Annotated in this window: 11 protein-coding genes; 5 read left to right on the plus strand and 6 right to left on the minus strand. The window is 70.0% G+C overall.

Annotated features, from left to right (window positions below; genetic code table 11):
- Nucleotides 1-37: 37 nt before the first annotated feature.
- The gene (locus tag ACWDOP_RS08780; protein ID WP_456344590.1) at nt 38-2548 is read right to left on the minus strand and encodes a DEAD/DEAH box helicase; all 2511 of its coding nucleotides are present in this window, start codon (nt 2546-2548) and stop codon (nt 38-40) included.
- A 46-nt stretch (nt 2549-2594) separates the two neighbouring features.
- Entirely contained in the window at nt 2595-3548 is a 954-nt protein-coding gene (locus ACWDOP_RS08785; protein WP_454201881.1) for a PAC2 family protein, read from the minus strand.
- A 202-nt stretch (nt 3549-3750) separates the two neighbouring features.
- Here ACWDOP_RS08785 and ACWDOP_RS08790 point away from each other — a divergent pair, with 202 nt between their 5' ends.
- Nucleotides 3751-4428: a sensor domain-containing protein gene (locus ACWDOP_RS08790; protein WP_456344591.1), complete on the plus strand. Its 678-nt coding sequence runs from the start codon at nt 3751-3753 to the stop codon at nt 4426-4428.
- Between the two features lie 70 nt (nt 4429-4498).
- Here ACWDOP_RS08790 and ACWDOP_RS08795 read toward each other — a convergent pair whose 3' ends face one another.
- Nucleotides 4499-5014 (minus strand): hypothetical protein, encoded by a 516-nt coding sequence (locus ACWDOP_RS08795; RefSeq protein ID WP_454201883.1) that lies wholly within the window; start codon nt 5012-5014, stop codon nt 4499-4501.
- Between the two features lie 165 nt (nt 5015-5179).
- Nucleotides 5180-6124, minus strand: a complete 945-nt coding sequence (locus tag ACWDOP_RS08800; protein WP_456344682.1) for a helix-turn-helix transcriptional regulator — start codon at nt 6122-6124, stop codon at nt 5180-5182.
- Nucleotides 6125-6219: 95 nt separating this feature from the next.
- On the opposite strand from ACWDOP_RS08800, the gene ACWDOP_RS08805 reads away from it, so the two are divergent.
- Together ACWDOP_RS08805 and ACWDOP_RS08810 are read left to right on the plus strand one after the other, a co-directional pair.
- The gene (locus ACWDOP_RS08805; protein WP_454201885.1) at nt 6220-6642 is read left to right on the plus strand and encodes a VOC family protein; all 423 of its coding nucleotides are present in this window, start codon (nt 6220-6222) and stop codon (nt 6640-6642) included.
- Between the two features lie 1371 nt (nt 6643-8013).
- The gene (locus ACWDOP_RS08810) at nt 8014-9174 is read left to right on the plus strand and encodes a DUF4192 domain-containing protein (protein WP_456344592.1); all 1161 of its coding nucleotides are present in this window, start codon (nt 8014-8016) and stop codon (nt 9172-9174) included.
- A gap of 13 nt (nt 9175-9187) precedes the next feature.
- Here ACWDOP_RS08810 and galE read toward each other — a convergent pair whose 3' ends face one another.
- Both galE and ACWDOP_RS08820 read right to left on the minus strand, forming a co-directional pair.
- The gene (gene galE / locus ACWDOP_RS08815) at nt 9188-10168 is read right to left on the minus strand and encodes a UDP-glucose 4-epimerase GalE (protein ID WP_456344593.1); all 981 of its coding nucleotides are present in this window, start codon (nt 10166-10168) and stop codon (nt 9188-9190) included.
- 3 nt (nt 10169-10171) lie between these two features.
- Nucleotides 10172-10858 (minus strand): iron dependent repressor, metal binding and dimerization domain protein, encoded by a 687-nt coding sequence (locus tag ACWDOP_RS08820; RefSeq protein WP_454201888.1) that lies wholly within the window; start codon nt 10856-10858, stop codon nt 10172-10174.
- Between the two features lie 217 nt (nt 10859-11075).
- Between ACWDOP_RS08820 and ACWDOP_RS08825 the strand changes: the two genes are divergently transcribed.
- Together ACWDOP_RS08825 and ACWDOP_RS08830 are read left to right on the plus strand one after the other, a co-directional pair.
- Nucleotides 11076-12314: an acetoin utilization protein AcuC gene (locus ACWDOP_RS08825; protein ID WP_456344594.1), complete on the plus strand. Its 1239-nt coding sequence runs from the start codon at nt 11076-11078 to the stop codon at nt 12312-12314.
- Nucleotides 12307-15036: a bifunctional acetate--CoA ligase family protein/GNAT family N-acetyltransferase gene (locus tag ACWDOP_RS08830; protein WP_456344595.1), complete on the plus strand. Its 2730-nt coding sequence runs from the start codon at nt 12307-12309 to the stop codon at nt 15034-15036. The genes ACWDOP_RS08825 and ACWDOP_RS08830 overlap by 8 nt, the downstream gene beginning before the upstream one ends.
- Nucleotides 15037-15070 lie beyond the last annotated feature (34 nt).

The raw sequence follows: 15070 nt of genomic DNA on the forward strand, positions 1-15070 counted from the left end.
GGCTGGATCGCCGGTCCGGAAGAAGTTCACGCGAAGTTCAGCCCGCGGTGACCGTCAGCTCGTCGAAGACCACTTCCCCCGCCGCATCGGATTCGGCCAGGTCAACAATGGCGTCGACGGACCATCCATGATCACCCGCCGGATCGTCCAGCACCTGGCGCACATGCCAGAAACCCTCGCGCTGCTCGACCTGGAAAAGTTTCGGGCCGCGCGCGTTGGGACCCGTGCGAATTTCGTCGTACTCGGCGAAGTAGGGCTCGAGCTCGCCCTCCCAGTCGACCTCGTCGCCGAAGTCCTCCAGGGCCGTCCAGCGCTGGAGCGCGAGCAGTTCCACGCGCCGGAAGAGCGCGTTGCGCACCAGCACCCGGAAGGACCGCTCGTTCGCGGAGATGGGCCGCACGCCCTCGGCGCCGAAGGCGACCTGCTCGGTGTCGGTCTCCGCGCCCGGATTGGTGAGCTGCTCCCATTCGTCGAGCAGGCTCGAGTCGACCTGGCGAATGAGCTCGCCCAGCCACTCGGTGATGTCGTCGAGCTCCTCGGTGCGCGCCTGCTCGGGCACCGTGCGCCGCAGCGCCCGATAGGCGTCGGCCAGATAGCGCAGCACCACGCCCTCCGAGCGCGCCAGCTCGTACTGTGACACCAGCTCGGCGAAGGTCATCGACCGTTCGACCATCTCCCGGACCACGGACTTGGGCTGGGGCTCGAACTCCGACACCCAGGGATGGCCGGCCTTGTACGTCTCGTACGCCGGATAGATCAGCTCCTCGGCCAGCGGCTTGGGCCAGGTCACGTCCTCGAGGAGCTCCATGCGCTCCTCGTATTCGATGCCGTCGGCCTTCATCTCCGCGACCGCCGCGCCGCGCGCCTTGTGCTGCTGCCCCATGAGCAGCTGCCGCGGGTTCTCCAGCGTCGCCTCGATCAGGGTGATCACGTCGAGGGTGTAGGTGGGCGACTCCTTGTCCAGGAGCTCGAACGCGGCCAGCGCGAACGGGGACAGCGGCTGATCGAGAGCGAAATCACGCTGCAGATCCACCATGAGCCGCGCGTGCCTGCCGAACTCGTCGGGCTCGTCGAGTTGCTGCACCACCCCCGCGTCCCGCAGCGCGCGATAGAGCTTGATCGCCTTGAGAATGTGTTTGCGCTGCGCCGCGCGCGGTTCGTGGTTGTCCTCCAGCAGATGCCGCATGGCGTAGAAGCAATTGCCCTTGCGCGCAATCACATTGAGCAGCATGGCGTTGGTGACATTGAACCGGGAGACCATCGGTTCGGGCGAGGCCGCGACCAGGCGGTCGAACGTCTCCTCGGACCAGGACACGAAACCCTCCGGGGGCTTGCGCTTCTGGACCTTCTTGAGCTTCTTGGGATCGTCCCCGGCGCGGGCGATGAGCCGGGCGTTCTCCACCTCGTGGTCCGGCGCCTGCACCCAGACGCTGCCCATGGTGTCGAAGCCGGCGCGCCCCGCGCGGCCCGAGATCTGATGGAACTCACGGGCATTGAGCCGGCGCGTGCGCACGCCGTCGTACTTGGTCAGCCCGGTCAGCAGCACGGTGCGGATCGGCACGTTGATACCGACGCCCAGGGTGTCGGTGCCGCACACCACCTTCAGCAGACCGTCCTGCGCCAGTTTCTCCACCAGGCGCCGGTACTTGGGCAGCATGCCCGCGTGATGCACGCCGATACCGTGCCGGATGAACCGTGAGAGCGTCTTGCCGAAGCCGGTGGCGAAGCGGAACTCGCCCAGCGCCTCGGCGATCGCGTCCTTCTCGGCCTTGGAGGCGAAGTTCACGCTCATCAGCGCCTGGGCGCGCTCGATGGCCGCGGCCTGGGTGAAGTGCACGACGTACACCGGAGCGAGGCTGGTGGTGACCAGGTCCTCGAGGGTCTCGGTGATCGGGGTCTTCACGTACGAAAAGCTCAGCGGCACCGGGCGTTCCGCGCCCGAGACGATGGCGGTGTCGCGTCCGGTGCGGCGTTCGAGATCGGCGGCGAAGAAGTCGACCTCACCGAGAGTGGCCGACATGAGCAGGAATTGGGCCCCCGGCAGTTCGATGAGCGGCACCTGCCACGCCCAGCCGCGATCCGGATCGGCGTAATAGTGGAACTCGTCCATGATGACCTGGCCCACGTTCGCGCTCGGGCCCTCGCGCAGCGCGAGATTGGCGACGATCTCCGCCGTGGCGCAGATGATCGGCGCCTCCGGGTTCACCGCGGCGTCACCGGTCACCATCCCGACGCGGTCCGCGCCGAACACCTCGCACAGCGCGAAGAACTTCTCGCTGACCAGCGCTTTGATCGGCGCGGTGTAGTAGCTGCGCTGCCCGCGATTGAGCGCGGCGTAGTGCGCGCCCAGGGCCACGAGGGACTTACCCGATCCGGTCGGCGTCGCCAGGATGACGTTGGCGCCGGTGAACAATTCGAGCAGCGCCTCCTCCTGCGCCGGATACAGGGTCAGGCCCTGGCTCTCGGTCCATTCGGAGAAGGTCTCGTACAGCCAATCCGCTTCCACATCGGGGACGGCTTGATCGGGGACGAGTTCGGATAGCTGCACGCCCCTACGTTAGTGGGTGCGCACCCGCCCCGAGTCCAGCGACCGGCTACCGCAGTTCGCCGCCCTCGGGTCCGCCGCTCTCGCCGAACCCGCCCTGCTCGGCCAGGAACCGCTCGAACTCCGCGCCCAGCTCGTCGGGGGTGGGCAGCTCGGCGTCCGGGGCCAGCAGGCTCGACTGCCGCTCCTGGGCGGTGACGAAACTGTCGTACTGGCGCTCGAGCGCGTGCACGACCGTCTCCACCTCGGAGTTGCCCGCGATGTGCTCGTTGACCTGCTCGCGCACCCGCGCGGCCGACTCACTCAGCGCCGCGAGCGGCAGCTCGAGCCCGGCGTTCTCGGCCACGTTCTCCAGCAGGGTCTGCGCGGCCTCGGGGTAGGCGGTCTGGGTCAGATAGTGCGGCACGTGCACCGAGAAGCCCACCGACTCCTGACCGTGCTGGGCCATGCGGTACTCGAGCAGCGAGGACGCGCTGCCGGGCACCTGCAGCTCACCCGGCCAGCGCTGATGATCGCCGATGAGCTCGCTGTTGCTGGCGTGCGCGGTCACACCGAGCGGGCGGGTGTGCGGAATCGCCATGGGAATCGCGCTCAGGCCGATGGTGCGGCGCACGCCGAGCTGTTCGGACAGCATCCGCACGGCGGTGACGAACTTCTCCCAGCGCAGATCCGGTTCCAGCCCGGACAGCAGCAGGAACGGGGTCCCGGCGGTGTCCTTGAGCGCCCAGAGGTTGAGCTCGGGCTCGGTGTAGTCCGAGAAGTGATCGGTCTTGAACATCATCAGGGGCCGGCGCGACCGGTAGTCCAGCAACTCGTCCATGTCGAACGAGGCGACCAGTTCGCTCTCGAGGCTCTCCCGCAGATGAGTGGTGGCCAGGCGCACCGCGTGACCGGCGTCGGTGAAGCCCTCCAGTCCGTGCACCAGCACGGGACCGGAGCCGTCGGCGGATGACAGCTGCGGAGCGGGGAACTCCAGCTCGTACATTCGCGACTCGTAGTCCATCGCGTACTCCTTCCTGCGTGGCCCACCTTCGCGACCAAGTCCCATTGTCTCTCATACGCGGTCCCACATGCGCCATGGGCCCGTGCACTGCCCGCACTCCGGCTGCAACACGCCAGACCGCGACACGCATTCCCGAAGGTTGCTCACGCGGCGTGGCATTCGGTGTGAACAGCCGAATTTCGGCATAGTGGACGGAGTGACCGTGACTGCATCAGTACGCGCCGGGGGAGTCGCGGTACTGGGATTGCTCGTCGTGGCCTGCGGAACCACCGTCTCGGGTCAGCCTATCGCCGCCGAGGGCCCCGCGACCGCGGTACGGGCCGATAGCGGCCTCGCGCGACTGCTTCCCGACCCCGCGTCGTTCCCGCGCCGCTACGAGGTCGTGGAGCTACCGCCCGGTGCGGCCGATCAGGCGGCCCATGATCTGGATGGAATTCTGCCCGGAGCGAACGTCGATCCGGGCTCGTGCGTACCGCCCGTGCCCGCGGCCGGTCCGGCGGTGAGCGTCGGCACCGACGACGCCACCCGCGCGACGCTGACCGTGGAACTGGTGCGCGTCGATCAGCCGCTGGCGACCCTGCGAGATCAGTTGCGGCGCTGCGGCACCGTGACCGTGGAGCACGCCGGAACCACCGCCGCCGTCACCACCGAACTCGATCCGCCGCCGCCGCTGGACGCGGATGACACACTCGCCCTGCGCCGTACCGTTCGCTCCGAGAACGGGAGTTCGGGACTGACGCGCAGCATGCGGACGCTGCTGGGGCAGGTGGGGGATGTGCGGATCAACGTCACCCATATGTCCTACGGCGACGCCGAAGCCGATGCCGAGGCGCTGGATTCACTGTTCACCGCCGCGGTGAGCAAGGTCCGCAAGGGCTGATGCCCGGCGGCTCGGGGCTGATCCCCCCGGAAGAGCCGGCCCCTGCCAGACCCGGCTCCCGGTGGGGAAATCAGCAGCCGGAGCCGGAAACGCCCGAGCCCGAACCCACCGAGCCGGTGGTCGAACCGCTGTCGCCGGAACCGCTGAGCGCCGAGCCGCTGCCGTTGGAACCGGTACCGCCCGAACCGGAATCGCCCGAACCGCTGGGCAGCAGGCCGCACAGCGAGACGCCGCCGTTGCCCACCGAGTAGGTGATGCTCGACAGCGAACCGCTGTGGCGCGCGCTGATGGTGTGCATGCCGGTGGTGGTCGGATGCCACTCGATGGAGGCGACGCCGTTCCAGTTGGGCAGCGCCTTGCCGACGAAGACGCCGTTGACCGACACCTCCACCTCCGAGAGCTTGCCGAAGCCGTCGGTCTCGACCTGGATGGTGCAGCCGGCGCTCACGCCACACTGCTGGCCGGGGGTGAGCCCGACCACGGTGACGCCGTTGATGCCCGCCGCGGCCGGACCGGCCAGTGCGGTGAGGGTTGCCGCCGCGGTGACACCGAGCAATCCGAGTGCCTTGGAGCGTGTTCTGCTCATTGCGTACTTCCTTCCGGCACCGTCGGTGGTGCCGGGCGGACTGTAACAGCGGTGGAACTGGTCGTTAGGTGAAATCAAAAGTGCTGCATGGTGATTCGGAATCCGCATGACTGTGCAGCGCGTTTTGGGGGCTTTTGCCGGAGGGGGTTCGCGGCTGGCGCGGGGTCAACGATCGATGTACGCGGCGACCAGTTCGGCGCCCAATCGTCCCAGCTCAGCGCGTACGGACTCGGGTTCGAGCACCTCCAGGGTGGCGCCCCAGCCCGCCAGTTGCTGGGCGATCATCAGGGCTGTCGGGGCCGAGATTCGCACCCGGATCCGGCCGTCGGGGACCGGGCCTTCGACGACGCAGTGCCTACCCTGCCGGTCCTGCAGGACCGGCAGCAGTCGCGCGGGCACGAGTACGGTCGCGGCTAATGTGGAACGATTGCTTTCCATTTGCTCGACCACCTCCGACCAGGCCGCGGAGAGGTCGAATTCGGCCGGGCGGTCCGACTTTTCGGCGGTGATCCGGACCCGGGCCATGCGGTCGACGCGGAAGGTGCGCTGCCCGCGTTCGGTGCCGGCGATCAGGTACCAGATGCCGTCCTTGTCGACCAGGCCCCACGGATCGACGGTGCGTTCGGTCGTGGCGCCCGCGCGCGGGTAGGTGAACTCGGCCCGGCGGCGGCGCACCACCGCCTCCTGCAGGAGCTCGACCTCCGGCGGGGTCCGGTCGTCGAGTTCGCCCCAGCCCGCCGCGTCGACGATCACCGCGCTCGCCGCGGCCTCGGCCTCGGTGCGGAAGGTCTGCGGCAGGGCGCGCAGCAGTTTGCGCAGGGCGGTCTTGCTCGCCGGGGTGGCGGTGGTCATCGGGCCGAGCAGCAGGAACAGGGACTGCGCCTCGGTCGCGGTGAGACCGCTCAGATCGGTGCGCGCCCCGCCGACCAGGGCCCAGCCGCCGCCGCGTCCCGGCTGCGGATAGACCGGGATGCCCGCGGTGGACAGTGCCTCCAGGTCGCGGCGCGCGGTCGCCACCGACACCTCGAGTTCGGCGGCGACCTCGGCGGCGGTCACCCGGCCGCGGGTCTGCATGAACAACAGGGTGGCCACCAAACGGTCCGCTCGCATGAATTTCATATTGCCCGAGAAAGTGCTCATTCGGTGAGCACTTTGGGGCCGATGCTGGATTCATCACCAATGAAAACCTGTGAAGGAGTACGGACATGCTGCGTGGAATGGCCACCGTGAACTACTACGCCGACGACCTCGAGGCCGCGAAGGACTGGTACACCGAGCTGCTCGGCGTGGCGCCGTACTTCGCCGTGCCCGGCGGTTACTACGAGTTCCGCATCGGCGACTACCAGGCCGAACTCGGCATCATCGACGGCCGGTACGCCCCGGCCCGCCCCGATCGCCCCGGCGGCCAGATCCTGAACTGGCACGTGGACGACGTCCACGCCGCCTTCGACCGCCTCCTGGCGCTGGGCGCGACCGAGTACGACCCGATCACCGAACGCGGCGCGGGCACCGGCTTCGTGACCGCCGCGGTGGTGGATCCGTTCGGCAACGTCCTCGGGATCATGACCAACCCCCACTACCTGGAGATCCTCGCCCGAGATCGTTCCGCGGCGCCCGCCGGCGCGTAGGCCCGTACGCCGATTCCGGTGCGCCGCACCGGGATCGGCACGCTCGGCGGTAGCCGGTCGTTGTTCTGGGAAAACCGCCGCGCACAACCGGTTCCATCCGGAACGGCTCGAAAAACGTTGCATAGTAATGCCTATGAAGCATTAATGAAGGGGCTCTTTTCTGGCTGAATCCAGCCCGGCGAGGTGCCGGTAGACGGGTCGTCGACGCGCCATACCTGCTCCGTCGCAGGGCCGGCCGCGAGCAGACCTCGTGCCCGCCTCACGACCGAACCCGACGCAGCGCAAGATCGAGTTGATCGAGCGTTCCCTCGCGGCGGGGCTGAGCCGGATCGAGGCGGTGAGCTTCGTGAATCCGAAGGCGGTGCTGCGGATAGCCGACGCCGAGGCGGTTATGGCTGGCGTGCCGCGGCCGTGGTCGGCCCCGCTGACAGCCGCTGACCCCGGTCCCGGGCAGTCTGGAGTCCTTGTCGGCGAGCCCGGAATCCCCACGAGCCCGCGCACGGTAACAGCGCCCACCGACAGGTCCGAAGACCTCGATCTTGTCCCACGCCGAGTACCCCACACCCGCCACAACTCTCCACAGCCCCTGAAAAACCCCAGGTCGCCGTAGAAGGCCCGACAACCCACCCGCGCACCCTCGATGCCATGACAACGCCCACCGAACCCACCCCGCCCCGTCCCGCGACCACCCGCCTCGGCCCACCTCCGTCGGTGGCAGCCCTCGGCTCGTCGAACCTGTCCGCCGGGCGCGCGCCCGAACCTCCGCTGCCGCCGCACACCCCGGCGCTGTCCGCCATCCACTCGGATCCGGTGCTCGGCGAAGTGTCCGGCGGCATTCGGGTCTCCGGCGCGGACCCGGCAGGCATCGCCGGCCGATCGAACGGTGCACTCGCAGATATCGGCTGCCCCGGGCCGGCGGCTGTTCCGCCTGTGCGCTCCGATTCGCGGGACATGGACGACCGTGTGGGTAGGACCGTGCAATCAGAGGTAGCGCCGACCGCCGTTGGGCCCGGTGACGAATCGGACTGTGCCGGCAGTTGTCTCGATCACCCGGCGGGGTCCTGCCCAAGGCCCGGGATACAGGGCCTTGGTGGAAATGATGTCGCCGCGTGGGTTGGCCGCTCGCCGCGCGAACTCGCGCGATGGGCCGGTGCCGGCGCGGGTGGCGAGGACGCGGAGGAGAGCGACGGCGCAGACCACCCGGCACGAGATCTCGCGGGATGCGGGGGAGAGGCCGGGGGAACCGGGGCCCGTGACGACGCCGACAACCGAGGCGGTGAGCGGTCCGACCTCCCCGAAGGTGAATCCACCGGATCCGCCGGTCGGACCGGCGGTATCGAGCCGCCGGGAGCGGGTGACAGACCCGCTGACATGGATCGGGTGGCGAGCGGGATCTCGGGCGAGGGGGCCGGAGAGACGGCTGCCATCGACGCGGTCAGCGTGGGGGCGGTCTCGCTCGGGGCGGAGCCGCATCTGCGGGACCCGGGAGACTTCATCGCGGCGGTGCCGGCGATCCTGGGGTTCATGCCGGAGCGGTCGCTCGTGGTCGCGGTGTTGCGGGCCACGGCGGAGCAGCCGGGAACGGCCACGGTCGACGTGGTGGCGCGGATCGACCTGGACGAACCGGGGCGTTCGGAGACCGGGGAGATTGTCGAGCGGGTGGCGGGAATCTGCTTGCGCGACAGCGCGAGTGCGGTGCTGGCGCTCATCGTCGACGACCGGGCCACACCGCCGGGGGACCGGCACCGGCGGCATCGTGATCTCGCGGGCGCGCTCGAGCATCGGCTCGACGCGGGGGCGCTGCCGCTCGCGGGTGCCTGGGCCGTCAACGCCATCGGCGCGCGGCTGCCGTGGTGGAGCGTGTGCGGGCCGGTGCGGCGGGGCAGGCAACCCGACCCGGCGACTTCGCTGGTCACGCTGCGGCACGTGCTGCACGGGCGGCCTTTGCGCGCGTCACGCGCCGAACTGAGCGAATCGGTCGCGGTGGACCGGGTCGCGCGGGCCCGGGTGCGCGAGCGGCTCCCCGCCGCCGCGGCGGCCGCCGCGCAGCGCCTCGCGGCCGCGGTGCGCCGGTGCGAGCCGGACTCCCACACCCGCGACGAACTCCGGAAGATCCTGCGACAGCTGGAGAACATAGAGGCCGGCGCCCCACCCGACGACGGCGCACTCGCCGAACTGGCCGTCGCCCTGCGGGTGACCGCGGTGCGCGACATCCTGTTCGGGCTCATCCCCGGCAGGCACGCCGACGCCGCCGAAGCACTGTGGCTGCGCCTGACCCGCACGCTCCCGGACCCGGACCGGGCCGAGGCGGCCATGCTGCTGGGCTACGCCGCCTACGTGCGCGGCGACGGCCCGCTCGCCGGGGTCGCGTTCGACACCGCCCTGGCCGTGGACCCCGGCCACCGCCTGGCCGCGCTCCTGGACATCGGCCTGCAGACCGGCATGCACCCGCACCGGCTGAACAAACTGGCCGCCGCCGGCCGGGAGGCCGCCGCGGATCTCGGCATCGCCCTGGATGCGGAGCAGCCGTGACGGCCCGTGGGCCTCAGCGGGCGCTGTGCGCCCGGTCGCCCAGACCGCGCAGGAAATCCCACGCGTCGGAGACGATCTCGTCCAGATCGGTGTGCTCGGGCCGCCAGCCGAGTTCGGCGACCGCCTTCTCGCTCGACGCGATGAGCACCGCCGGATCGCCTGCCCGCCGCGGCGCGTCGACCGCCGAGATCGGCAGCCCCGTGACCCGCTCGCACGCCGAAATGACCTCGCGCACCGAGAAACCGGTACCGCTGCCCAGATTGAAGATGCGGTGCTTGCCCGGCTGCGACTGCGCCAGCGCCAGCAGATGCGCCTGCGCGAGATCGCGAATGTGGATGTAATCGCGCACCGCGGTGCCGTCACCGGTCGGATAGTCGTCACCGAACACCGAGATCGATGCCCGATGGCCCAGCGCCGTCTGCAACACCAGGGGGATGAGATGGGTTTCCACCGAACGGTTCTCGCCGAGCCCGGCGTAGGCGCCGGCCACGTTGAAATACCGCAGGCTGGTCGCGGCCAGACCGTGCGCGGCCGCGTACGAGGTGATCGCGTAGTCGATCGAAAGCTTCGAGGCCCCATACGGATTGGTCGGCGCCTTGGGCGCCTCCTCGACGATCGGCACCTGGTCGGGCTCGCCGTAGACCGCCGCCGTGGACGAGAACACCAGTCGCGGCGTCCCCGCGGCCCGCATGGCCTCGAGCAGTGCGAGGGTCTTGACCACGTTTCCGTGCCAGTACTTCTCAGGCTGCACCACGGACTCGCCCACCAGCGACTGCGCCGCGAAATGCAGCACGCCGTCGAAGGATTCGGACCCGATCAGCTCCACGCCGGCGGTGGCGATATCGCCCTCGACGAACTTGGCCCCGTCGGGAACGCCGTCGGCATTGCCGGTCGAAAGATCATCGACGACCACGACCTCGTGACCGTCTTCGAGCAGAACCTGCGCGCATACGCCACCGACGTAGCCCGCGCCTCCGGTAACCAGCAGTTTCACGGGTCAGACCAACTTCACCTGGACGGCGTGCGCCATCTCTTCGGACAGTTCGTACCCGTCGTGCCCGGGCACCAGGATGACCACCGAACCCGGCTTTGTCTCCACGGTCACGCGCGCGTCCGGCACCACACCGGCCTCACGCAGCTGGCCGATGATCTCGGGGTCGGTCTGAATGTGCTCCGACAGACGGCGAACCACCACCGCGGCCGTCTGACCGGTCGGCAGGTCCGAGAGCCGGACCAGCTTCTCGGGCGTATCCGAGGCCGGCGCCACACCCAGCTCGTCCAGCCCCGGGATCGGGTTGCCGTACGGCGAGGTGGTGGGGTGGTTGAGCACCTCGATCAGGCGGCGCTCGACCTCGTCGCTCATGACATGTTCCCAGCGGCACGCCTCGGCGTGCACGTTCTCCCAGTCCAGGCCGATGATGTCGACGAGCAGGCGCTCCGCGAGGCGGTGCTTGCGCATGACGGACACTGCCATGGCCCGGCCCTTGTCGGTCAACTCGAGATGACGATCACCGGCGACGGTCAGCAGACCGTCACGCTCCATGCGCGCTACCGTCTGGCTCACCGTGGGACCGCTCTGCTCGAGGCGCTCGGCGATGCGCGCGCGCAAGGGCGTGACGCCCTCCTCCTCGAGGTCGTAGATGGTACGGAGGTACATCTCCGTGGTGTCGACCAGATCCTTCACCTGTTAACCCCTTCGTCGGCACGAATTCTACCCATGCACGGCGGCTCAACCGGGCGCCAGCTTATTTCGCGAATGCCGGGAGAACATCGAGGAAGGCCTGCGTGTTCCCTACGGGTTTCCCGCGTCACAGCCGCGCGGCTCCGGTATGAGGGTCGCTTTGCCCGAGCAGCGGTGTCCCACAGCCTACGAATCCCTCCGACGCACTAGCGTGGCAGGTATGCCTGGCCGCGCGCGTGGAGACGGAACCGTTGTCTGGACGGATCGGTTCCTCGATTACACCTGGACGCCCGAGCATCCGATGCGACCGGTCCGGCTGCGGTTCACGATGGCGCTGGCGGAGAATCTCGGACTGCTCGACGGGGTGGAGACGTTGAACCCCGCGGCCGTCGGGGACACCGAACTGCTGCGGGTGCACACCCACGACTACGTGGAAGCGGTCAAACACGCGCGGCAACCGCCCGGTCCGGCGCCCGCCGCGCCGCCGTTCGGCCTGGGCTCGGCCGACAACCCGGTGTTCCCGCGCATGCACGAGGCGGCCTCGGTGATCGTCGGCGGCACCCTGGCCGCCGCGCAGGAGATCGCCGCCGGGCGCACGAAACGCGCGGTGAGCATCGGCGGCGGCATGCACCACGCCATGCCGGACGCCGCGGCCGGGTTCTGCGTGTACAACGATGTGGCGGTGGCGATTTCGTGGCTGCTGGACAACGGCTTCGACCGCATCGCCTACCTCGACGTCGACGTGCACCACGGGGACGGCGTGCAGCGGATGTTCTACGGCGATCCGCGCGTGCTGACGCTGTCCATCCATCAGCATCCCGCCACGCTCTGGCCCAACACCGGCTGGCCGGAGGAGACCGGCGCGGGCAAGGCCGAGGGCACCGCGATCAATCTGCCCATCATGCCCGGCACCCGGGATCAGCTGTGGCTGCGCGGGTTCCACGCCGTCGCGCCGGGCGCGCTGGCCGCGTTCCGGCCGCAGATCGTCATCAGTCAGTGCGGCGTCGACACCCACCGGGAGGACCCGCTCGCGGATCTGGAATTGAGCGTGGACGGGCAGCGTGCGGCGTTCATCGCCATGCGCGAGCTGGCCGACCGCTACGCCGAGGGCCGCTGGCTCGCGGTCGGCGGCGGCGGATACGGCTTGATCCGGGTGGTCCCGCGCGCCTGGACGCACCTGCTCGCCACCGCGCTGGATCGCACGATCGACCCCGGCACCGCTATCCCCGAGCAATGGCGGGAATTGGTAGGGGCCTATGCACCCACGATCGCCGCACCCGAGTCCATGGGCGACGGCGCCGACACCGATTTCGAACGCTGGGAGGGCCCCGGCGGCGGCCGGGAAACCGGCGACGAACGCGCCGACCGGGCCCGCCGCGCCCTCGACGTATCCGTATTGGCCACTCGCCGAGCGACTTTCGGTCTCCTCGGCCTGGATCCGGAGGATCCCCGTGACTGACCCCGCCGATCCCGCACTACCGGACGGCCCCGCGTCCGCACCGCCGCCGGTGCCGGATTCGCCGGGGACACCGGTGAATCCGCCGCCGCCCCCGCAGCACTGGTTCGCCGATGTCCTGGCCTCCGACGGCGGAGTGGTACGGCTCGGGCCCATCACCCCCGAGGACGCCCCGGCGCTCGAGCGCTTCCACGCCCGGCTGTCCGATCGCACACGCTATCTGCGCTACTTCGGCCCCTACCCGCGCATGACGCCGAAAGACCTGTGGCGCACCACCCACGTCGATTACCACGATCGCGTCGGCCTGGTCATCGAGCTCGGCGAGGACATCATCGCGGTCGGCCGCTACGAGTATCTCGCCGAGCGGACGGGCCCGCGCGCCGCCGAGGTGGCGTTCGTGGTCGCCGACGAACACCAGGGCCGCGGACTGGGTTCGATCCTGCTCGAGCATCTCGCCGGCGCGGCGGCAGAGCACGACATCGAATCCTTCGTCGCCGAGGTGCTGGCCGAGAACAACGCCATGGTGCAGGTGTTCCGCGATGCCGGATATCAGGTCGAGCGCAGCCGCGACGGGTCGGTGCTGCACCTGGAATTCGCCATCGATCCCTCCGAAGCGCTGCAGTCGGTGCGGGATTCGCGCGAGCGGGCCTCGGAGGCGCGCAGCGTCGGAAACCTGCTCGCCCCCAAGTCGGTCGCGGTCATCGGCGCTACGCCCTCGACCTCGCGGGTGGGCGGCGCGGTGCTGGCCAACCTGCTCTCCGGGGCGTACCAGGGCCCGATCTTCCCGGTGAGCCGCACCCGGCAGGCGGTGCGCGGCGTGCGCGCCTACGCGACGGTGCGCGATGTCCCGGACGAGGTCGACCTGGCGGTCATCGCGGTACCCGCCGCCGAAATCGGTTCGGTGCTCGACGATTGCATGGCCAAGGGCGTCAAGGGCCTGGTGGTGCTGACCGCCGGATTCTCCGAAACCGGCCCGCACGGTCACGCGGCCGAACGCGAACTGGTCGAAGCGGTGCGCGCGCACGGCATGCGCGTGGTCGGGCCGAGCGCGCTCGGCATCGCCAACACCGATCCCGAGGTCGCGCTCAACGCCACCCTCGCGCCGGTCCTGCCCGGGCGCGGACGCATCGGATTCTTCTGTCAGTCCGGCCCTTTGGGCGCGGCCATCCTCGGCGAGGCCGCGGCCAGGCAGCTGGGCCTGTCCACCTTCGTCTCGGCGGGCAATCGCGCCGACGTCTCGGGCAACGACCTGCTGCAGTACTGGGACAGCGATCCCGGCACCGACGTGGTGCTGCTATACCTGGAGACCTTCGGCAATCCGCGCAAGTTCTCCCGCATCGCGCGGCGGGTGGCGCGCACCAAACCCATCGTGGCGGTGAACAGCGGCCGCAACGTCGTGCGCGTGGACGCCGAGCACGATCTGGATCGGTCGCTGGTGCGCAATCTGTTCGCGCAGGCGGGCATCATCCAGGTCGATTCCATCACCGAGCTCTTCGACTGCGCCATGCTGCTGGCCTACCAGCCGCTGCCGGCCGGACCGCGGCTCGCGGTGATCGGCAACAGTGCCGCGCTGAACTGGCTGGCGGTCGACGCCGGGCGCAACGAGGGCCTCGCGGTGGGCGAACCCACGCACCTGGGCCCGCAGGCCGGGCCGGGCGACTATCTGACCGCCGTGGCCGCGGCGGTCACCGACAGCGCGGTCGACGCGGTCATCGTCATCTACTCCCCGCCGGTGCCGACCGCGGTCGCGGCCTTCGCCGAGGCCATCCGCGCGGGCGCGCTCACCGGACCGGACACCCCGGTGCTGACCACCTTCGTCGCCGATCAGGGGATGCCGAACCTGCTGGCCACCCGCGGCGAGGGCGGCATGCTCGAACGCGGATCCATTCCCTCCTACGGCGATCCCGAACGCGCGGCCCGCGCGCTGGCGCGGGTGCGGCGCTACGCCGACTGGCGCACGCGCCCGGTCTCGCCCATCGCCCGGCCCGGCGGCGCCGACACCGCGCGGGCCCGCGACCTCGTCACCCGCTGGCACGCCGATGACGCGCACTGGCTTTCGGATCTGGAGGCCGCGGAACTGCTGGGCTGCTACGGCATTCGGGTCGTCGAGTTCCGGGAGGCGCGCGACGCCGACGACGCCGTGGCCGCCGCCGAGGAACTCGGATTCCCGGTGGCCGCCAAGGCGACCGGGGAGATCTGGCGCAACCGGCCCGATCTGACCGGGGTGCGACTGGATCTGTGGCGGCCCGACGAGGTGCGGCGCGCGCACACCGAACTGGCCGAGATCTCCGGCAATCCCGTGCACATCCAGCGCATGGCCATCAAGGGCCTGGGTTGCGGATTCCGGGTGCAGGACGATCCGTCCTTCGGCTCGGTCATCAGCTTCGGGCTCTCGGGCACGATCATCGACCTGCTCGGGGACCGGGTGTACCGGGCGCTGCCGCTGACCGAGGCCGAATCGGCCGAACTCATCGACGCGCCCCGCGCCGCCCCGCTGCTGTCGGGCACCGTGCGCGGGCGCGATATCGGCAAACCCGTAGACAAGGCGGCGCTCGCCGAACTGGCACAGCGCATTTCGGCGCTCTGCGACGATCTGCCCGAGGTGCGCGAGCTGCAGTGCGAACCCATCATGGCCTCGCCCGACGGTGCGGCCGTGCTCTACGCGCGGGTGCGGATCGGGCCCGAACCCAATCGGTTCGATATCGGCCCGCGGCGTATGGGCTGAGTCACGAAGAACACCGCCGGAGGGCGCGAACGGC

This window comes from Nocardia sp. NPDC003693 (assembly GCF_053981095.1).